General features: G+C 68.5%; 15 protein-coding genes. 8 read left to right on the forward strand and 7 right to left on the reverse strand.

The genetic code is table 11. The features are described 5' to 3' along the window. Positions 1–161: 161 nt before the first annotated feature. Positions 162–2,222 (reverse strand): aminodeoxychorismate synthase component I, encoded by a 2,061-nt coding sequence (gene pabB / locus AC1DHD_RS05735; protein WP_476878782.1) that lies wholly within the window; start codon positions 2,220–2,222, stop codon positions 162–164. Beyond that, the gene (locus AC1DHD_RS05740; protein ID WP_476878783.1) at positions 2,219–2,755 is read right to left on the reverse strand and encodes a low molecular weight protein-tyrosine-phosphatase; all 537 of its coding nucleotides are present in this window, start codon (positions 2,753–2,755) and stop codon (positions 2,219–2,221) included. The genes pabB and AC1DHD_RS05740 overlap by 4 nt, the downstream gene beginning before the upstream one ends. Before the next feature lie 183 nt (positions 2,756–2,938). Between AC1DHD_RS05740 and AC1DHD_RS05745 the strand changes: the two genes are divergently transcribed. Then, complete coding sequence (locus AC1DHD_RS05745) at positions 2,939–3,934, forward strand: S1C family serine protease (RefSeq protein ID WP_476878784.1); 996 nt, start codon at positions 2,939–2,941, stop codon at positions 3,932–3,934. 18 nt (positions 3,935–3,952) lie between these two features. Here AC1DHD_RS05745 and AC1DHD_RS05750 read toward each other — a convergent pair whose 3' ends face one another. The 4 genes from AC1DHD_RS05750 to AC1DHD_RS05765 all read right to left on the reverse strand — a co-directional run bounded on the left by AC1DHD_RS05750 (position 3,953) and on the right by AC1DHD_RS05765 (position 6,708). Beyond that, a complete protein-coding gene (locus AC1DHD_RS05750; protein ID WP_476878785.1) occupies positions 3,953–4,576 on the reverse strand; it encodes a LysE family transporter in 624 nt (207 codons plus the stop codon). A gap of 60 nt (positions 4,577–4,636) precedes the next feature. Further along, positions 4,637–5,188 carry a dihydrofolate reductase family protein gene (locus AC1DHD_RS05755; RefSeq protein ID WP_476878786.1) on the reverse strand — a complete coding sequence of 184 codons (552 nt, stop codon included), beginning with the start codon at positions 5,186–5,188 and terminating at the stop codon, positions 4,637–4,639. 98 nt (positions 5,189–5,286) lie between these two features. Further along, complete coding sequence (locus tag AC1DHD_RS05760) at positions 5,287–6,102, reverse strand: methyltransferase domain-containing protein (protein WP_476878787.1); 816 nt, start codon at positions 6,100–6,102, stop codon at positions 5,287–5,289. Positions 6,103–6,162: 60 nt separating this feature from the next. Then, the gene (locus AC1DHD_RS05765) at positions 6,163–6,708 is read right to left on the reverse strand and encodes a MarR family winged helix-turn-helix transcriptional regulator (RefSeq protein ID WP_476878788.1); all 546 of its coding nucleotides are present in this window, start codon (positions 6,706–6,708) and stop codon (positions 6,163–6,165) included. A gap of 198 nt (positions 6,709–6,906) precedes the next feature. Between AC1DHD_RS05765 and AC1DHD_RS05770 the strand changes: the two genes are divergently transcribed. The 7 genes from AC1DHD_RS05770 to AC1DHD_RS05800 all read left to right on the forward strand — a co-directional run bounded on the left by AC1DHD_RS05770 (position 6,907) and on the right by AC1DHD_RS05800 (position 14,868). Then, positions 6,907–9,129 (forward strand): MMPL family transporter, encoded by a 2,223-nt coding sequence (locus AC1DHD_RS05770; RefSeq protein WP_476878789.1) that lies wholly within the window; start codon positions 6,907–6,909, stop codon positions 9,127–9,129. Positions 9,130–9,307: 178 nt separating this feature from the next. Then, positions 9,308–9,766, forward strand: a complete 459-nt coding sequence (locus AC1DHD_RS05775; protein ID WP_476878790.1) for a hypothetical protein — start codon at positions 9,308–9,310, stop codon at positions 9,764–9,766. A gap of 317 nt (positions 9,767–10,083) precedes the next feature. Next, on the forward strand, positions 10,084–11,943 hold the full coding sequence (gene dnaK / locus AC1DHD_RS05780; RefSeq protein WP_476878791.1) for a molecular chaperone DnaK: 1,860 nt from the start codon (positions 10,084–10,086) through the stop codon (positions 11,941–11,943). 2 nt (positions 11,944–11,945) lie between these two features. Then, positions 11,946–12,611 (forward strand): nucleotide exchange factor GrpE, encoded by a 666-nt coding sequence (locus AC1DHD_RS05785; protein ID WP_476878792.1) that lies wholly within the window; start codon positions 11,946–11,948, stop codon positions 12,609–12,611. 171 nt (positions 12,612–12,782) lie between these two features. Next, positions 12,783–13,763 carry a DnaJ C-terminal domain-containing protein gene (locus AC1DHD_RS05790; protein WP_476878793.1) on the forward strand — a complete coding sequence of 327 codons (981 nt, stop codon included), beginning with the start codon at positions 12,783–12,785 and terminating at the stop codon, positions 13,761–13,763. A gap of 10 nt (positions 13,764–13,773) precedes the next feature. Further along, on the forward strand, positions 13,774–14,199 hold the full coding sequence (locus tag AC1DHD_RS05795; protein WP_476878794.1) for a heat shock protein transcriptional repressor HspR: 426 nt from the start codon (positions 13,774–13,776) through the stop codon (positions 14,197–14,199). Positions 14,200–14,469: 270 nt separating this feature from the next. Further along, positions 14,470–14,868, forward strand: coding sequence for a hypothetical protein (locus AC1DHD_RS05800; protein WP_476878795.1), 399 nt, complete (start codon positions 14,470–14,472; stop codon positions 14,866–14,868). 54 nt (positions 14,869–14,922) lie between these two features. Here AC1DHD_RS05800 and AC1DHD_RS05805 read toward each other — a convergent pair. Beyond that, positions 14,923–16,693: DEAD/DEAH box helicase (locus AC1DHD_RS05805; RefSeq protein WP_476878796.1), on the reverse strand; the 1,771-nt coding region annotated here is incomplete at its 5' end.

Below are 16,693 nucleotides of genomic sequence, written 5' to 3' on the forward strand. Positions count from 1 at the left end.
TCGTCAATCGTCAAGCGGATCCGCGCTGTGGAGGACACCTACCGGGGGATCTCCCGGGAGCTAAAGCTGGAGGACTGGATGGAGCGGCCCAAGCTGGTCAAGTACGTCGATAACGTCGCCCGGCTCACGGCCACCCTGCAGTAGCAGTACCCGTTCCCCGGCTAGGCCGCCGGGAAGTCCGCGCCGAGGGCCGAAAGCACCCCGAAGGCCTTGGTCCGGATCTCCTCATATTCCTCTTCGGGGGAGGAATCGGCCGTGATGGCCCCGCCAATGCCGAGGCTCAACGTGCTGCCGGACCCGCCGCCGTCGGCCACCACCAGCGTCCGGATCGCGACCGCAAGGTCGGTGGCACCGCTGAGCGAGAAGTAGCCGACCGCGCCGGAGTAGACGCCCCGGGGGGTGGCTTCGAGCCGGTCCAGGATGGCCATGGTGCTGACCTTGGGCGCGCCCGTCATGGAGCCCGCCGGGAAGCAGGCCGCCACGGCCTCGGCCCGCGGCATGCCGGCCCGCAGCTGCGCGTCGATGGTGCTGACCATCTGGTGGACCGTGGCGTAGGTTTCGATCGCGCACAGCCGGCTGACAGTGACAGAACCGGGGACCGCAAAATGGCTGAGGTCGTTCCGGAGCAGGTCCACGATCATGATGTTCTCGGCCCGGTCCTTCGGCGAGGCTTCGAGTTCGCGCCGCAGGGTCTCGTCCCGTCCCGGATCGGCGTCCCGGCGGCGGGTGCCTTTGATTGGTTCGGCGCGCATCGCCCCGCCGGCCGCGACCCGCAGAAAGCGTTCGGGCGAGGTGCTGGCCACGGTCACGCCGGCGAACCGGAGGTAGCTCGCGAACGGGGCCGGGTTGCGCCGGCGCAGCTCCAGGTAGGCTGCCCAGGCATCAAATCCGGCCGGTGCGGCGGCTGTCAGCGCCGTCGTCAGGCACACCTCGTAGGTGTTGCCTTCGGCGATCTGGTGCTGGGCCGCGGCGATTTTGTCCTTGTAGGCGGCTTCACGGTTCCTGGCATGGAAGGCGGGGGCGTGGACGGCATGGGTGCCGGGGTCGGGGGCGCCGACGTCAGAGGCGCCGGGGTCCTGCCCGGTATCCTGTGCGGCGGCCGCGCCCGACGCCGTGACGGCGGTCCGTGTCGCGGCCAGCCAGTCCCCGGCGTCTGGGGTGTCGAGGGCCAGCAGCCACACCGTGCGTTCCCGGTGGTCCAGGACGACGGCGCAGCCGGCGAAGATCAGGCAGGCATCCGGGGTGGGGGAGGCGACGTCGCTGCCGCCGGTCTCGCGCTTGAGTTCGTAGCCGAGGTAGCCGAGCCAGCCGAGGGTGAACTCGCAGGGGTAGCCTTCCGGGGCCCGCAGCGCGCGGCGGCCCCAGACCCCGTCGAGCCACCGGAAGAACCCGCCTTCGGTGTGGACGGTGGTACTCCCAACGCTCACCCGGGTCCGGCCGGAACTGTGCCGGACCGACTGGCCGTAACTGCCGCCGTCGTCCGCCAGGATGCTGAAGCGGTTGCGTTCGCCGGCTCCGGGGAGCGAGGAGTCCAGCCAGACCGCGTTCGGGGATTTGCCGTAGAGCTTGGTGAACAGCAGGGCGGCGTCCGGCGTCGCCTCGATCCGCTCGGCCCGGAGCTGCAGCCCGCGGCGGGTGGACAATTCGGGCACCAGCACCCCCGCCAGGGAGGGCAGGTACTGCAGGGCCTGGAGCACCTCGGCCGGAGCTGCGCCGTCGGCGCGGTTGAGCACATGCACGTCGGCACGGGCGGGGACATCGTCCAGTGCCAGCCACTGGTCTTCCTGGCCGGCCCACTGATCCCAGTACGGCTCATAGGTCGCACCGTCCCGGGCCAGGGCGCGGGTACGCCGTTCCCCGTCGGGGGAGTCGGCCCAGATGACGGCGTCGAGGAACGGGGCGGCGCCCGCGGACGCGGCACCCACCCCCTCGACCAGAACGATCTCGGCAGGCTGGGTGAGGCGGGTCTCGCCGTCGTAGTGCCGGTCCCAGTCCCAGCTGACCCAGCGGGCGGTTTCACCGCGGCGCAGCGGGGTGAGCACGGTGGCGATGTAGCGGTCGACGCCGGCGGACAGGCCGTTCCAGCCGGGGTAGATGTCCTCGAGGTGGAAGAGGGAAACCTTGTGATGCTCGCGGAGGCGCGCAGCGAGCTCGATGGCCAACGTGGTTTTTCCTGCGCCGGAGCGCCCGTCGATGGCGATGATGACGGGTGCTTGGCTCATGAAATAGAGCGTACCCGCTGCCCTGCGTCCTGCCGGGCGGCCTGGACATGGGCCAGGATGCCGGGGACCGCGGCCCGGATCAGGTCCCAGGTGGTGTCGAAATCGGTGTGTCCGCCGTACCAGGGGTCCTCGATGCCCTGGTCCAACGGGTCTTTCCCGGCCGCGGCGGGGTCGAAACTGCGCAGCATCCGAATCTTCGCCAGCGCCGCCTGGTCCGGGGCCGCCTGCCGGAGCCAGCCGTAGTGGTCCACATCCAGGGCCAGGATCAGGTCCCGGGACTGGAACCATTCGTTGCGCCACTCGCGTGCTATGTGCTGCTCGGAGGCGATGTTGTTCGCCGCGAGTTTCCGCGCGGCCCTCGGGTCGATCGGGCGGCCCGCCTCATACGCCGTGATCCCGGCCGAATCGACGTCGACCCCGGTGAGCTGCGCCGCGGCCGCAGCCTCTGCGAGCATCAGTTCGGCCATCGGGGACCGGCAGATGTTTCCGGTGCAGACCGTGATGATCCGGTACTGGCTCGACATTGAGGTCATGACTAAGCATGGCGGATCCGGAGGCGTCTTGGCTAGCCGGGGCGTCCGGTGGTATTACAAGTCTTGTCACATGGATTCTCGGGCTTGTCAGCGTGCGAGGGGGGTGATTTCGGCCCGGGCCGCCGGGCTCCCGCGGGCCGTTCGGCTCTGGACTGCCGACGGCGCCGGCCGCAGACTGAAGCCATGACGGATCCGGAGCCGGTGGCCCTTCCGCCGGCCGCCTTCGGAGGCGCCGACGGGGATGCGCCCTACGGGTCAGGTGATGACCCGGAGCCGGCGCCGGCCCCGGGCGGGGAACCGCAACCCGAGCCTCCCGCCGCCGGAGCGCCGCCCGCGAATACTCCCCACGGCCGGGCGGGCCGGTTTTCGCTCGGCGTCCTGCAGCTGCTGGGTGTGGTCCTGGTCGCCGCGCTGGCGGGCGCAGGTTCGGCGCTGCTGGTGGCGCGGTCCAGCGGCTGGGGTACCCAAACGGTAGTCAGGCAGTACGTCGCGCCCGGCGGCGGCGTGTCAGACCACCCCGCAGACATCAAGGGGCTGCTGGCGGCGTCGCTGCCCGCCGTCGTCGCCGTGAAAGCCGGCGCCACCCAGGCCAATCCGTTCCTGGACCCCGGCGGGGGCAGCCGGCTGACCTCGGAAGGAACCGGCGTGGTGATCAGCGCCGCGGGGGAGATCCTGACGAATGCCCACGTGGTCAACGGGGCCTCGACCCTGACGGTGACCTTCCATGACGCCACCAGTCACACCGCCCGGATCGTCAGCGTGGACAGTGACCACGACCTCGCCCTGCTGCAGGTTGCCGGCGCGGCGGAGCTGCCCATGCTGGAACTTGGCGACTCCGCGTCCGTGGCGCCGGGCGACGCGGTGGTCGCCATCGGCTACGCCCTCGGGCTGGCGGGCGGGCCCAGCGTGACCACGGGGATCATTTCGGCCACCGGCCGGAGCACCACAGCCGAGTCGGGCTTCGGGCGGAATTCGCGGCTGGCCAACTTGCTGCAGACCGACGCGTCGATCAGTTCCGGGGACTCGGGCGGCCCCCTCCTCGACGCCGGCGGCCGGGTGATCGGCATCAACACCATGGTGGCCATGTCCACCTCACAGACCGCCGCGAACGGGATCGGCTTCGCGATCTCTTCCGACACGGTTAAATCTCTGCTCCCGGCTCTGCGGGCGGGCGGCTAGCAGGGCCCGTCGGGCGCGCTAGTGGATGAGGGCCAGCAGGACGCCGACGGCGACGAACAGGACGCCGAAGGTCCGGTTGAGGATCCGCTGCCCGCGGGCATCGTGGGTGAAGCGCTGGAACGTCGTTGCGGCCGCGGCGAAGAAGAACCACATGACCAGGATGTCGATGACGATCACGGTGCCGGATAGCACCAGGTACTGCGGCACGAGCGGCTGGTCCGGGCGGATGAACTGCGGCATAAAGGCGAGGAAGAAAACGATCGCCTTCGGGTTGAGCAGGTTCACCCACAGCCCGCGGCGGAACATGGACAGCGCCGGTTCGTTGCGCAGCGCCGCGGCCTTTTCCTGGTCCAGGTCCGGTTTGTGCCGGAACTGCTGGATGCCCAGGTAGACGAGGTAGGCGGCCCCGGCGTAGCGGATGATGTTGAACGCCACCGGCGAGCTCGCCACCAGCACACCGACGCCGAGGGCAACGATCAGGATGTGCACCACCAGCGCGGCCTGCTGGCCGAGGATGCCCCAGATGGACCGGCGGAAGCCAGAGTTCAGGGAGTTGCTCATGGTGTTGATGGCACCCGCGCCGGGAGTAAAACTGATCAGGACGCCGGCGCCGGCCAGCGCCAGCCATAGGGAGAGTTGCACCTGAAAAGTTTACGGTTCCGGCCCGGCCCACTCCGCATGATGACGCGTCCGGGCCGGCGGTCAGTCCTTGCGGAGGGCGTAGTCCAGGATCATGTTGCCCTTGCTGGTCTGCTGGGAGGACTGCAGTTCGAGCCGGGTCAAAGGATCGCCGTCGTTGAACAGCCGCCGCCCGCTGCCGGCGACCACGGGGTGGACGATCAGCATAAGGCTGTCCAGCAGGCCGGCGAACAGCAGCTGGCGGACCAGCGAGATGCTGCTGAAGACGCCGATGTCGCCGCCGTCGCCCCTCTTCAGGTCCGCGACGAAGTCTTCCAGCGGGCCTTCGATCAGCCGGGAGTTCTTCCACTCCAGGTCACCCGTCAGCGTCCGGGACGCCACGAATTTCGGCAGCGGGTTGATGAACCCGCCGAAATCGGCGTCGGCTTCGGCGTTGGGCCAGTATTCCGCCCACTGCTGGTAGCCCACGCGGCCCAGGAGCCCGGTATCGATCCGGCCCATCATCTCGCCCATCCCCGCACCCAGCTCCTCGTCGAAGCTGTCGAACTGCCACAGGAACGGGTCCTCCACCACGCCGTCCACGGAGCTGAACAGGCCGGCCGTCACTTTGCGCATGCTTTTTCCTTATCGATAGGGGCTTTGAGTGCACCCTAGCGCCAGATCGGGCAGCAGGGAATGGCTTGGCGGCTGCCACTGCGGCTACGGCGTCCGGCTCAGGCGCGGGCGATGATCTCGCCGTTGGGGATCAGGAACCAGCCGTCGTCAGTGGAGCCCCAGCGGTGCCAGCCCGCGGAGATCCGGGCCAGGTCCGCGGCGGTGGCGAAGCCGTACTCGGGCGCCTGCTCGGCAAAAGCCGAATGAAGCACCCGTTCACCCCAGACCCGTGCCTGCCACCGCCGCTGCTGGCCCGTGGCGTAAAGCCAGTTGCTGCTGGTGGGTGCGACGTCGGTGAACCCGGCGGCCTGCGCCCAGGACACCAGGCGCCGGCCGGCATCGGGCTCGGCGCCGTTCCGGCGGGCGATGTTCTGGTACAGCTCCATCCACTCGTCCAGCTCCGGGAGTGCCGGGTACCAGCTCATTCCGTGGAAGTCGGCGTCGCGGGCGGCCACGATCCCGCCCGCCTTCGCGACCCGGCGCATCTCCCGGAGGGCAGCGATCGGATCGGTGAGGTGCTGGAGGACCTGGTGCGCATGGACGACGTCGAACGTCTCCGCCGGGAAATCAAGCCGGTAGAGGTCCCCGGCAACGAAGCTCACGTTCGGCACCCCGCGCTCCCCGGCCAGGGCGGCAGCATGGGCGATGACCTCCGGGGAGCGGTCCAGTCCGGTGACCTCGCCGGGGGCGACGAGCACGGCGAAGTCGCAGGTGATGCTGCCCGGCCCGCAGCCGACGTCGAGCACTGACACCCCGGGTGCGAGGTAGGGGAGGACGAAGGCCGCGGAGTTCTCCGCGGTCCGGGCCGCATGGGCACGGACCACCGACTCGTGGTGGCCGTGGGTGTAGACGTCGTCGGGCTGCTGGGCGCTCATAAGGGAACGCTACGCCTGCCGCGGCCGGGACGGACCGAACCGGCAGGTACTTGTTGCGGTTCAGTCCCGGCTGGGCGGTGCCTGCGGCGGGCCGGCCGGGGGAGCGGCGGCTTCTTGCCCGGCTTTGACCGTGGCGTCGATCATTGCGGTGATGAATCGGGTGGCGGTCTCCAGTTCAGCCGGTGTGAACCCGGCCATGGCCGCCCCCATATGCCGGGCGAGCGGAAGGAACATGGCGCCGCCGTCGCGGTAGGCTTTCGGCGTCATCCGGAGCTGCACCTGCCGGCGGTCAGGGCCCTGCCGTTCCCTCATCACGTGCCCGGACTTGTCCAGCCGGTCGATCAGCGCCGTGGTGGCCGGGGAGCTGAGGTGGAGTTCCCTGCGCAGCACGCCCGGTGTGACCACCTGGTTCTTCGCGGTGTGTTCCATGATGACGGCAAGGGCGTTCAGGTCCGTACGGTGCATGTCATTCCGGCTGCCCGCCGCGTCAGCGTACCGGTTGGCCTCAAGGCTGAAGTCCTGAAGCAGCCGGACCAGCGGCGGAGGGCCGGCGTCGGCGCCCACCGGCTGTTCGCTTGGCTGTCCGCTTGACCGTTCAGTTGACACTGCACCCTCTCTGATTCGTCCTGCCACATCCTGAGCGCTTTGCGCCCTCCGGAGTTTACTCCAGCACGCCCTCCGGGCTGTCCGGCGGCCGCGGCAGTTTTTCATCCCCATTTTCTCTAGACTGACACTTATATCKATSATGGAGATAATCTATGATTTACTAATCGTACTCCGTTACGCCACTCCGAGAAGGACGCTATGAATCGCAACCGGCCTGCCTCAACCCGTGTCCCCTTCTGGCTACGGTGGCTGGTTCCTGCCGTCCTGGTTTTCGCGTGGCTTGCCATCGCGGGGATCGGCGGCCCCACCTTTGGCCGGCTCAGCGAAGTGTCCTCCAACGATCAGGCCTCATTCCTGYCGGCAGGCGCCGAGGCCACCGCGGCGCAGGACTGGCAGGCCAAGTTCCGCGACTCCAGGGAGATTCCCGCGGTCATTGTGATCGAAGGCGATTCCGCCTTCACGCGAGCCCAGCTCGGCGAGGCGGCGGCCCTCAAGACCAAACTCGAGGCCCTGAAGGTCGGCAGTGCAGTGATCGGTCCGATCCCTTCGGAGGACTCGAAAGCGGTGCAGTTCGTGGTTCCGGTCGCCTCTTCCGACGAGGTCAAGGCCGTCATCAAGGAGCTGCGCGACGAAGTCTCGGCCTCCGCTCCGGACGGGATGCGCACCTATGTGACCGGACCGGCCGGGCTCACCGCGGACCTGGTCGGCGCATTCGCCGGCATCGACGGCATCCTGCTGCTGGTCGCCCTCGGCGCAGTCTTCCTGATCCTCCTGGTGGTGTACCGCTCGCTGCTGTTGCCGGTTGCCGTGCTGTTCACCTCGGTCTTCGCACTCTGCGCGGCCATCCTCCTGGTCTTCGGAATGGCGAAACTGGGCTGGATCCAGCTCAACGGCCAAAGCCAGGGCATCCTCTCCATCCTGGTCATCGGCGCGGCCACGGACTACGCCCTGCTCTACGTGGCCCGCTTCAGGGAGGCGCTGACGCACACCACCAACCGCACCGCGGCCGCCCTCACCGCGTGGAAAGCCGCCTGGGAACCCATCCTGGCTTCCGGCGCCACCGTCATCATCGCCCTGCTCTGCCTGCTCTTCTCCGATCTCAACTCGAACAGGGCCCTCGGCCCGGTCGCAGCCGCCGGCATCCTGTGCTCGCTCTTCGCGGCACTGACCCTGCTTCCCGCGATGATGGCGCTCCTGGGCCGGGCAGCTTTCTGGCCCTTCCGGCCCAAGTTGCTCCCGGCGACGGAGCGCGAACCCGAACTCGTCACGGGCCTCGAAGGGCAGAACGGCCTGTGGCGTGCCACCGGTTCCCTGGTCTCGCGCCGGCCCCGCACGGTCTGGATCACGTCGGTGCTGCTGCTTCTGGTGGCCTCGGCCGGCGTGCTCCAGCTCAAGGCCAACGGGGTGCCGCAAACCGACGTCATCCTCGCGGCCTCCAATGCCGTCGACGGCCAGAAGGCGCTGGCCCGGCACCTCGACGCCGGATCCGGCAGCCCCGCCGTCATCGTCGCGGATACCGCCAAAGCCCAGGAGGTGCTGGCCAAGACCAAGGCGACCGCCGGCGTCGGCGATGCCTACCTGCTAGCCGAGGGCAACGTGCCAATCGTCCCGGCCCGGGGCGCGCCCGGCTCGCCCGCAGCTCCCACCGAGCCCGCGGTGCGGGACGGCAGGGTGCTCATTAACGCCACCCTGGACTTCGCCGCCGACTCCAACGAGGCCGAAGACGTTGTGGTCAAGCTCCGCCAGGACCTCAAGCAGGCCGACGACGGCGCGCTGGTGGGCGGTGTGACGGCCACGGCCCTGGATACCAACACCACGGCCCAGCGCGACCTCGTCACCATCATTCCCGTGGTCCTCGCGGTCATCCTCGTCATCCTTATGCTGCTGCTCCGGTCCATCCTGGCGCCGGTCCTGCTGGTTGCCTCGGTGGTGCTGTCTTATGGCGCCGCGATGGGCGTCTCGGCCGTGGTGTTCAACCACATCCTGGGCTTCCCGGGGGCGGATGCGACGGTTCCGCTCTTCGGCTTCGTCTTCCTGGTGGCCCTCGGAGTGGACTACAACATCTTCCTGATGAGCCGGGTCCGGGAGGAGTCCCTCAAACACGGGACCCGGGCCGGTATCCTGCGCGGGCTGGGCGTCACCGGCGGCGTGATCACCTCGGCCGGAGTGGTGCTCGCGGCCACCTTCGCGGCCCTGGGCGTTATACCGATCATGTTCCTGGTGCAGCTGGCCTTCATYGTTGCCTTCGGTGTGCTCCTGGATACCGTGCTGGTCCGTTCGCTACTGGTCCCCGCCCTGGCCTACGACATCGGTCCGCGGATCTGGTGGCCCGGGAAGCCGGGCCGGCCCGAGGCCGACGCCGCAGCCCGGACGCTGCCGGCCGAGGCGGAACCGGAATCCGCGGAGGCGGGAATCCGGTAGGCCGCGCCCCTGACCGCAGCCGCCGTCACTGCCCCTGGTCCCCCCACCGGGCCGCGGTGGCGGCGGCTGCCTTTTCCGGTCGTAAACCCGCTCCGGCCCCCTGTTGCCTCCCGGCGGCGCTCGATAGACTGCGACTGCGCCCGAGCGGGCGCCCGAGGCTTGCAGGAGGGATCCAAACATGTCTGACAACAGTGGGTTTGATCAAACGCCGGCAGAGAAGAAGCACCAGGCCACCCCGGTACCGGCCTCCGCCGACGAAGCGGCAGCCGAAGGCGACGCCGGCCAGTACGTCGAGGGCGACTACGGGCTGGCGGGTGTCGCGGGGGAGAACCCGGCCGGGGCGCCCGAGGGCGAGTATCCGGAAGGCGACTACGGCAGGGCGGGCGTCGCGCCCGGCACCACGGTGGGAACTGAAGAGGGGGACTACCCCGAGGGTGACTACGGCGCGGCCGGTGTCGACACCCCGGAGGCCCCCGTCGTCGAGGAGGGGGACTACCCCGAGGGCGACTACGGCGCGGCCGRGGCCACCGGTCCCCGCCGCTCGGGACGGCTCGGTGGCGACACTCGCGACGGCGACGCGCGCGATGGCGCCGCACGGGCAGACGAGGCCCGCGATGCGGGCCGCGACGGCCAGTAAGGTCCGGCACCGCTAACCAGGCACCGTTCACGCACAGCGAAATCCCCTCCGGGGTTGTTGTGCCGTGCCAAGAACCACGAAATGCCGCGGGTCCGGGCCTGCCCGCGGGAGCGCGAGGTTTGTCGGCGACAAAGTTGAGCGAGGGCGACTCAACTTTGGATTGACATCTATTTCCGGCTGAGTAAAGTTGAGTGCAGAGCGCTCAATAGGTGGGCGCGCCCCGTCGTCGACGGGCCCGACCCCCGGCTAATGCCTGGGAGCGGGCCGCCGCCCGGTGGTCGGGGCAGCAAGTTTCCACGGAAAGAAGGAAGCACCACATGTCACGTGCAGTAGGTATTGACCTCGGAACCACCAACTCCGTCGTCTCCGTTCTCGAAGGTGGCGAGCCCACCGTTATTGCCAACGCCGAGGGTGGCCGCACCACGCCGTCGGTTGTTGCCTTCTCCAAGTCCGGCGAGGTCCTGGTCGGCGAGATCGCCAAGCGCCAGGCCGTCAACAACATCGACCGCACCATCGCGTCCGTCAAGCGCCACATGGGCACCGACTGGAACGTCGCGATCGATGACAAGAAGTACACCGCGCAGGAAATCTCCGCGCGCATCCTGATGAAGCTGAAGAACGACGCCGAGTCCTACCTCGGCGAAAAGGTCACGGACGCCGTGATCACCGTTCCCGCGTACTTCAACGACGCCGAGCGCCAGGCCACGAAGGAAGCCGGCGAAATCGCGGGCCTCAAGGTCCTGCGCATCGTCAACGAGCCCACCGCGGCCGCCCTCGCCTACGGCCTGGACAAGGGCAAGGAAGACGAGCTCATCCTGGTCTTCGACCTCGGCGGCGGAACCTTCGACGTCTCGCTCCTCGAGGTTGGCAAGGACGAGGACGACTTCTCCACCATCCAGGTCCGCGCCACCGCCGGTGACAACCGCCTCGGCGGCGACGACTGGGACCAGCGCGTTGTGGATTACCTGCTGAACCAGCTCAAGGTCAAGGGCATCGACCTGTCCAAGGACAAGATCGCCCTGCAGCGCCTCCGCGAAGCCGCTGAGCAGGCCAAGAAGGAACTGTCCTCCTCCTCCAGCACCAACGTCTCGCTCCAGTACCTCTCCGTCACCCCTGACGGTCCGGTGCACCTGGACGAGCAGCTGACCCGCGCCAAGTTCCAGGACCTGACCAAGGACCTGCTGGAGCGCACCAAGAAGCCGTTCCACGACGTCATCAAGGAAGCCGGCATCAAGCTCTCCGACATCGACCACATTGTGCTCGTCGGCGGCTCCACCCGTATGCCCGCTGTCTCCGAGCTGGTCAAGGAACTCGCCGGCGGCAAGGAGCCGAACAAGGGCGTCAACCCGGATGAGGTCGTCGCCGTCGGCGCCGCCCTGCAGGCCGGTGTCCTCAAGGGCGAGCGCAAGGACGTGCTGCTGATCGACGTCACCCCGCTGTCCCTGGGCATCGAAACCAAGGGCGGTGTTATGACGCACCTGATCGAGCGCAACACGGCCATCCCGACCAAGCGCAGCGAAACCTTCACCACCGCTGACGACAACCAGCCCTCCGTGGCGATCCAGGTCTTCCAGGGCGAGCGTGAGTTCACCCGCGACAACAAGCCGCTGGGCACGTTCGAGCTGACCGGCATCGCTCCGGCCCCGCGCGGCGTCCCGCAGGTCGAGGTCACCTTCGACATCGACGCCAACGGCATTGTGCACGTCTCCGCGAAGGACAAGGGCACCGGCAAGGAACAGTCGATGACCATCACCGGCGGCTCCAGCCTCTCCAAGGAAGACATCGACCGGATGGTCCGTGACGCCGAGGAGCACGCTGCCGAGGATAAGGCCCGCCGCGAGGCGACCGACACGCGCAACTCGGCAGAGCAGCTCGCCTACTCCGTGGACAAGCTGATCGCCGACAATGCCGACAAGCTGCCCGAAGAGGTCAAGACCGAGGTCCAGGCCGACGTCGACGCCCTCAAGGCAGCCCTCGAAGGCACGGACGACGCCGTCGTCAAGACCGCGTTTGAGAAGCTTCAGGCTTCCCAGACCAAGCTCGGCGAGGCCATCTACGCGCAGCCCGGTTCCCCCGACGGCGCCGAAGGCGCACAGGGTGCCCCGGCCGGCGAGCAGGCCGCCGCGGACGAAGACATCGTTGACGCCGAGATCGTTGACGAAGACGAGAAGAAGTAACCATGCCGCACCACGGTAACGAAGAAGAGCACGGCGCTTCCGGGGACCGCCGCGACAACCGGGACGAGAGCCAGAAGCCGGTGATCCACGACAACCGCAAGGTTGATCCGAAGACCGGCGAGGCCCRCCATCCCGACCAGGAACGTGCCGCTGCCGGGGAAGCCGAGTCCGGGGACGCACTGTCCCAGGCCGAGGACATCCTCAACAGCGTGGACGTCCCGGCCGCCGATTCGGTGGCGCAGGGCGTGGGAGCCGGGGAGGCGGAGGAACTGAAGAACGACCTCCGCCGCCTGCAGGCCGAGTACGTCAACTACCGCAAGCGCGTCGAGCGTGACCGCGCGGTGGCAGGGGAGATGGCCGTCATCGGCGTCCTGAACGCCCTGCTTCCGGTGCTGGACGACGTCGACGCCGCCCGGCAGCACGGCGACCTCGCCGACGGCCCCTTCGCGGCGATTGCCGCCAAGCTGGAGAATGCGCTGAAGACCTACGGTCTGGTGCGCATTGATGAGACCGGAGTGGAGTTCGACCCCACGATCCACGAGGCCCTCATCCAGCAGCCCGGCGCCGACGTCGAAACCGACACGGTCAGCCAGGTCCTGCGCTCGGGCTACAAGTCCGGCGAACGGGTCCTGCGCGCCGCCCAAGTGATCGTGTCTGTTCCGGCGTAGTCACCTTCGCCTTCGCGGATGAGGGGGCCCCGCCCCTACGCGTGGCGGCTATGGTCCTGCGGACCACAGCCGCCACGCTCCGGCAGGCCCGAAGCCACTCCCGGGCCCCCTCATCCGCTACGGCGAACAGCGGTAATCTCGCCTTAACGCTTTTTTTGAAAGGAAACGCCATTGGCTAGCCAGGACTGGGTGGACAAGGACTTTTACAAGATCCTTGGTGTCGCCAAGGACGCTTCCGACGCCGACATCAAGAAGGCCTACCGGAAGCTGGCGCGGCAACACCACCCGGACACCAACGCCGGGGACACCGCGTCGGAGAAGAAGTTCAAGGACATCTCCGAGGCCTATTCTGTGCTTTCCGATGCCGATGAACGCCAGCAGTACGACGCCATCCGTGCCATGGGTGGCGGCGCACGCTTCGCCCCCGGCGCTCCCGGCGCGGCGGCTGGTGGCGGCTTCGAGGACCTCTTCGGCGGCCTCTTCACCGGCGGCGGCGGACGCCACTCCGGCAGCTACAGCACCGCCGGCGGCATTCCGCCCGAGTTCGCCGACCTGTTTGGTGGCGGCGGCTATGGCGGCGGCGGACAATCGTTCCAGCGCGGCCCGCAGAAGGGCGCAGACCGCACCGCGTCGACCAGCATCTCCTTCGCCGGGTCCATCCGCGGGACCACCATCGGCCTGCGCGAACCGGACGGCGAAATCATCGACGTGCGGATTCCGGCCGGCATCAAGGACGGCCAGAAGGTCCGTGTCCGCGGCAAGGGCCAGTACGGCCCGGCAGGTAACGGCGACCTCATGGTCACCGTGTCCGTAAAGCCCCACGACTTCTACACCCGCGACGGCGACAACCTGCGCATCCACGTCCCGGTCACTTTCGCCGAAGCGGCCCTCGGTGCCGACATTGAGGTTCCGACCATTGACGGGGACAAGGTCCGGGTCCGTGTCCCGGCCGGGACCCCCGCCGGGCGGACCCTGCGGGTCAAGGGCCGCGGCGTCAAGCACACCAAAGCCACCGGGGACCTGCTGGTCACCATCGACGTCGCTGTGCCGAAAAAGCTGAACAAGGACGCCGAAGAGGCCGTGAAGGCCTTCGCGGCGGMCACCGCCGGCGAGGACGTCCGGGCCGGCCTGGCAGCCAGGGCCCGGTTGTAGGAGTCCTGGCATGGACATCGAGTTCGACCAGCCGATCTTCGTCATCTCCGTCGCCGCGGAACTGGCGGACATGCATCCGCAGACGCTGCGCCAGTATGACCGCCTCGGCATCGTCTCGCCCAGCCGGGCCCCGGGTAAGTCCCGCCGGTACTCGCAGCGCGATGTAAACATGCTCCGCGAGGTGCAGCGGCTCTCGCACGAGGGTGTCTCGCTGGAGGGGATCAAACGGATCCTGCAGCTCGAGAACCAGGTCGACGCCCTGCAGCGCCGCGTCGCCGAGCTGACCGACGAGCTCGGTCGGCGGCCCCGGTCCCTCGATTCCCGGATCTTCGCCGCCGGAACMGCGGGCGATGTCGTCAGCCTGGCCCGCGGCCAGCGCCCCCGGGCCCGGTCGCAGGCCCTCGTKGTGTGGCGCCCGGGAGCGCTGGACAAGTAGCGGGCCGTGCCGGACTGAGTACACGGGCGCAAAGTCACGTGGCGTTTGGGCCATAGTCGGGTACTGGAGGGTCGTGACTTCCCTCCCGCGCTGCCGGTTGAATTGACTTGGCAGCCAGCTGGCCGCCGGTACCAAGGTCTCAGTCTCGACGGTCTCAGTCACAACGTCTCAGCCCGGAGATGCCTGGGAACAAACTGTCGGGGGGCAGCACATGTTCACTTCCATTCCAGCCATAACGGCACACGTGGCCGCAGAGATCCCGGGCCGGCCATGAACACCGGGCTGCAGGCCGTCGCCTTCTTCGGGAACTCGCTTCCGGGGCTGCTGCTGCTCACGTTCGGTCACGTCGTGGTGGTCGCCTGCATGGGCTCGGACCTGGTGCGGGCCGTGTCCGTGCCGCGTTCGCGCCGCCGGTACGTCGCCAACACGGTGTTCCGGACCCTGGCGCTGCCGGCCGCCGTCAGCATGGGCGTGGCCGTGCTGGTCTACGCCGCATCCGGCGCCTGGGAACAGGTGGCCGGAGGCGTTTTTGTCCTGGTGGCCGTGATCTTCCGCTGGCACCACAGCACGGACGAGGACAGCTGGTGGACGGGCAAGGGCAAGGCGCTGGGCCGCTGGCTGCGCACGAACCTGGCGCTCCCGCCCCTGGTGGCCCCGGCCGCCGCATAAGTCAACGCCTGAACCGGTTGTGGAGCGCCGCCGGAAGAATTCCGKCGCGGGCCGTCAGTCGGTGAACAGCCCGGCCAGGTCCTCCGCCGTTAGGGCCCCGCCCGAGAGGGCATCGCCTTCCATCACGTCCGCGAACAGCTGGGACTTCTTGGCCTTGAGCGCCATGACTTTTTCCTCGATGGTGTCCTTTGCCACCAGCCGGTAGACCATCACGTTGCGGGCCTGGCCGATCCGGTGCGTCCGGTCCACCGCCTGCGCCTCCGAGGCCGGGTTCCACCATGGGTCCAGCAGGAACACGTAGTCGGCTTCGGTCAGGTTCAGGCCAAAGCCGCCGGCTTTGAGGCTGATGAGGAAGACCGGGGCAGCGCCGTTCTTGAACTCGTTGACGACGTCCGTACGGTTGCGGGTGCCGCCGTCGAGGTAGCAGAACTCGATGTCCTCCTCGACGAGGCGCTCACGGACCTTGCCGAGGAAACCGGTGAACTGGCTGAAGATCAGGGCCCGGTGCCCCTCCGCCACCAGATCCTCCAACTGTTCGAACAAAACGTCGAGCTTGCTCGAGCGCACCCCGGAGAGCGAAGGATCGATCAGCGACGGGTCCAGGCTGAGCTGGCGCAGCAAGGTCAGGGACTGGAAGATCGTGAAGCGGTTTTTGTTCACGTCCTCAATGAGGCCCAGGATCTTCTGCCGCTCGCGCTGCAGGTGCGTCTGGTAGACCTTCTGGTGCCGCGGGTTCAGGACCACCTCGAGGATCTGCTCCTGCTTGGGCGGCAGGTCGTGGATGACCTGCTCCTTGGTGCGGCGCATCATCAGCGGCCGGACCCGGCGCCGGAGCTTGTCCAGCTGCGCCTTGTCGCCGTTCTTCTCCACGGGCTTCTGGTAGTACTCGGCGAAGCGCTTCGGGCTGGAAAACAGCCCGGGCGCCACGATCGAGGTCAGCGCCCAGAACTCCATCAGGTTGTTCTCCAGCGGCGTGCCGGTGATGGCCAGCTTGAAGCTGGCGGGGAGCTTCCGCGCGCACTGGTATGCCTTGGACTGGTGGTTCTTGACGAACTGCGCCTCGTCCAGCACCAGGCCGGCCCACTGCTGCGCGGCGTAGGCCTCGTAGTCGATCCGGAAGAGGGCGTAGGACGTGATCACGATGTCGGCCCCGGCCATCGCCTCGGCGGGAACCGACCCGCTCTTAGCGAAGGTCTCGCTGATGGCCCGGACCGTGAGTCCCGGCGCGAACCGGGCGGTTTCGGCCTGCCAGTTGCCCACCACGCTGGTGGGCGCCACCACCAGGAAGGGGGCGCCGGCGGGCGCCCCGGCACCCGCGGCGTTGTCCGATGCCTCGGCGTCGGTGGCTTCCGCGGCGGTGACCTTGGCGGCGCAGATCAGCGCCAGCGCCTGCACGGTCTTGCCCAGGCCCATGTCATCGGCCAGCACCCCGCCCAGTCCGTGGCGGTAGAGGAAACTGAGCCAGTTGAAGCCCTCCAGCTGGTAGGGGCGCAGCTCGGCGTCGAGCGTGTCCGGAAGGGGAAGTCCTTTGACGCCACCTTCCAGCAGGCCGCCGACGGCCTCGCGCCAGGCGGCTGCCTGTTCGTCAACGATCCCCAGCTGCGCCAGTTCGTCCCAGAGGCCGGCCTGGAACCGGCTGATCTGCAGCGGCGCATCCTTGTTGTCCTGCAGCTCCCGGGCTTCCTCGATGAGCGCTCGGAGCTGGTGCAGTTCGGGCAGGTCCAGGGAGAAATAAGCGCCGCTGGGCAGCAGCATCTTCGTCTGGCCCGCGGCGAGGGCGGAGAAGACGGCGGCGAAGGACACCGGCTGGCCCTCGAGCGAGATC

Source organism: Arthrobacter sp. 05L45_2 (assembly GCF_056397525.1).

What these genes read in the sequence shown, in the direction of transcription:
- pabB (WP_476878782.1), bottom strand. Translation starts at nt 2,222, where the DNA reads ATGAGCCAAGCACCCGTCATCATCGCCATCGACGGGCGCTCCGGCGCA.
- AC1DHD_RS05740 (WP_476878783.1), bottom strand. Translation starts at nt 2,755, where the DNA reads ATGACCTCAATGTCGAGCCAGTACCGGATCATCACGGTCTGCACCGGA.
- AC1DHD_RS05745 (WP_476878784.1), top strand. Translation starts at nt 2,939, where the DNA reads ATGACGGATCCGGAGCCGGTGGCCCTTCCGCCGGCCGCCTTCGGAGGC.
- AC1DHD_RS05755 (WP_476878786.1), bottom strand. Translation starts at nt 5,188, where the DNA reads ATGCGCAAAGTGACGGCCGGCCTGTTCAGCTCCGTGGACGGCGTGGTG.
- AC1DHD_RS05760 (WP_476878787.1), bottom strand. Translation starts at nt 6,102, where the DNA reads ATGAGCGCCCAGCAGCCCGACGACGTCTACACCCACGGCCACCACGAG.
- dnaK (WP_476878791.1), top strand. Translation starts at nt 10,084, where the DNA reads ATGTCACGTGCAGTAGGTATTGACCTCGGAACCACCAACTCCGTCGTC.
- AC1DHD_RS05800 (WP_476878795.1), top strand. Translation starts at nt 14,470, where the DNA reads ATGAACACCGGGCTGCAGGCCGTCGCCTTCTTCGGGAACTCGCTTCCG.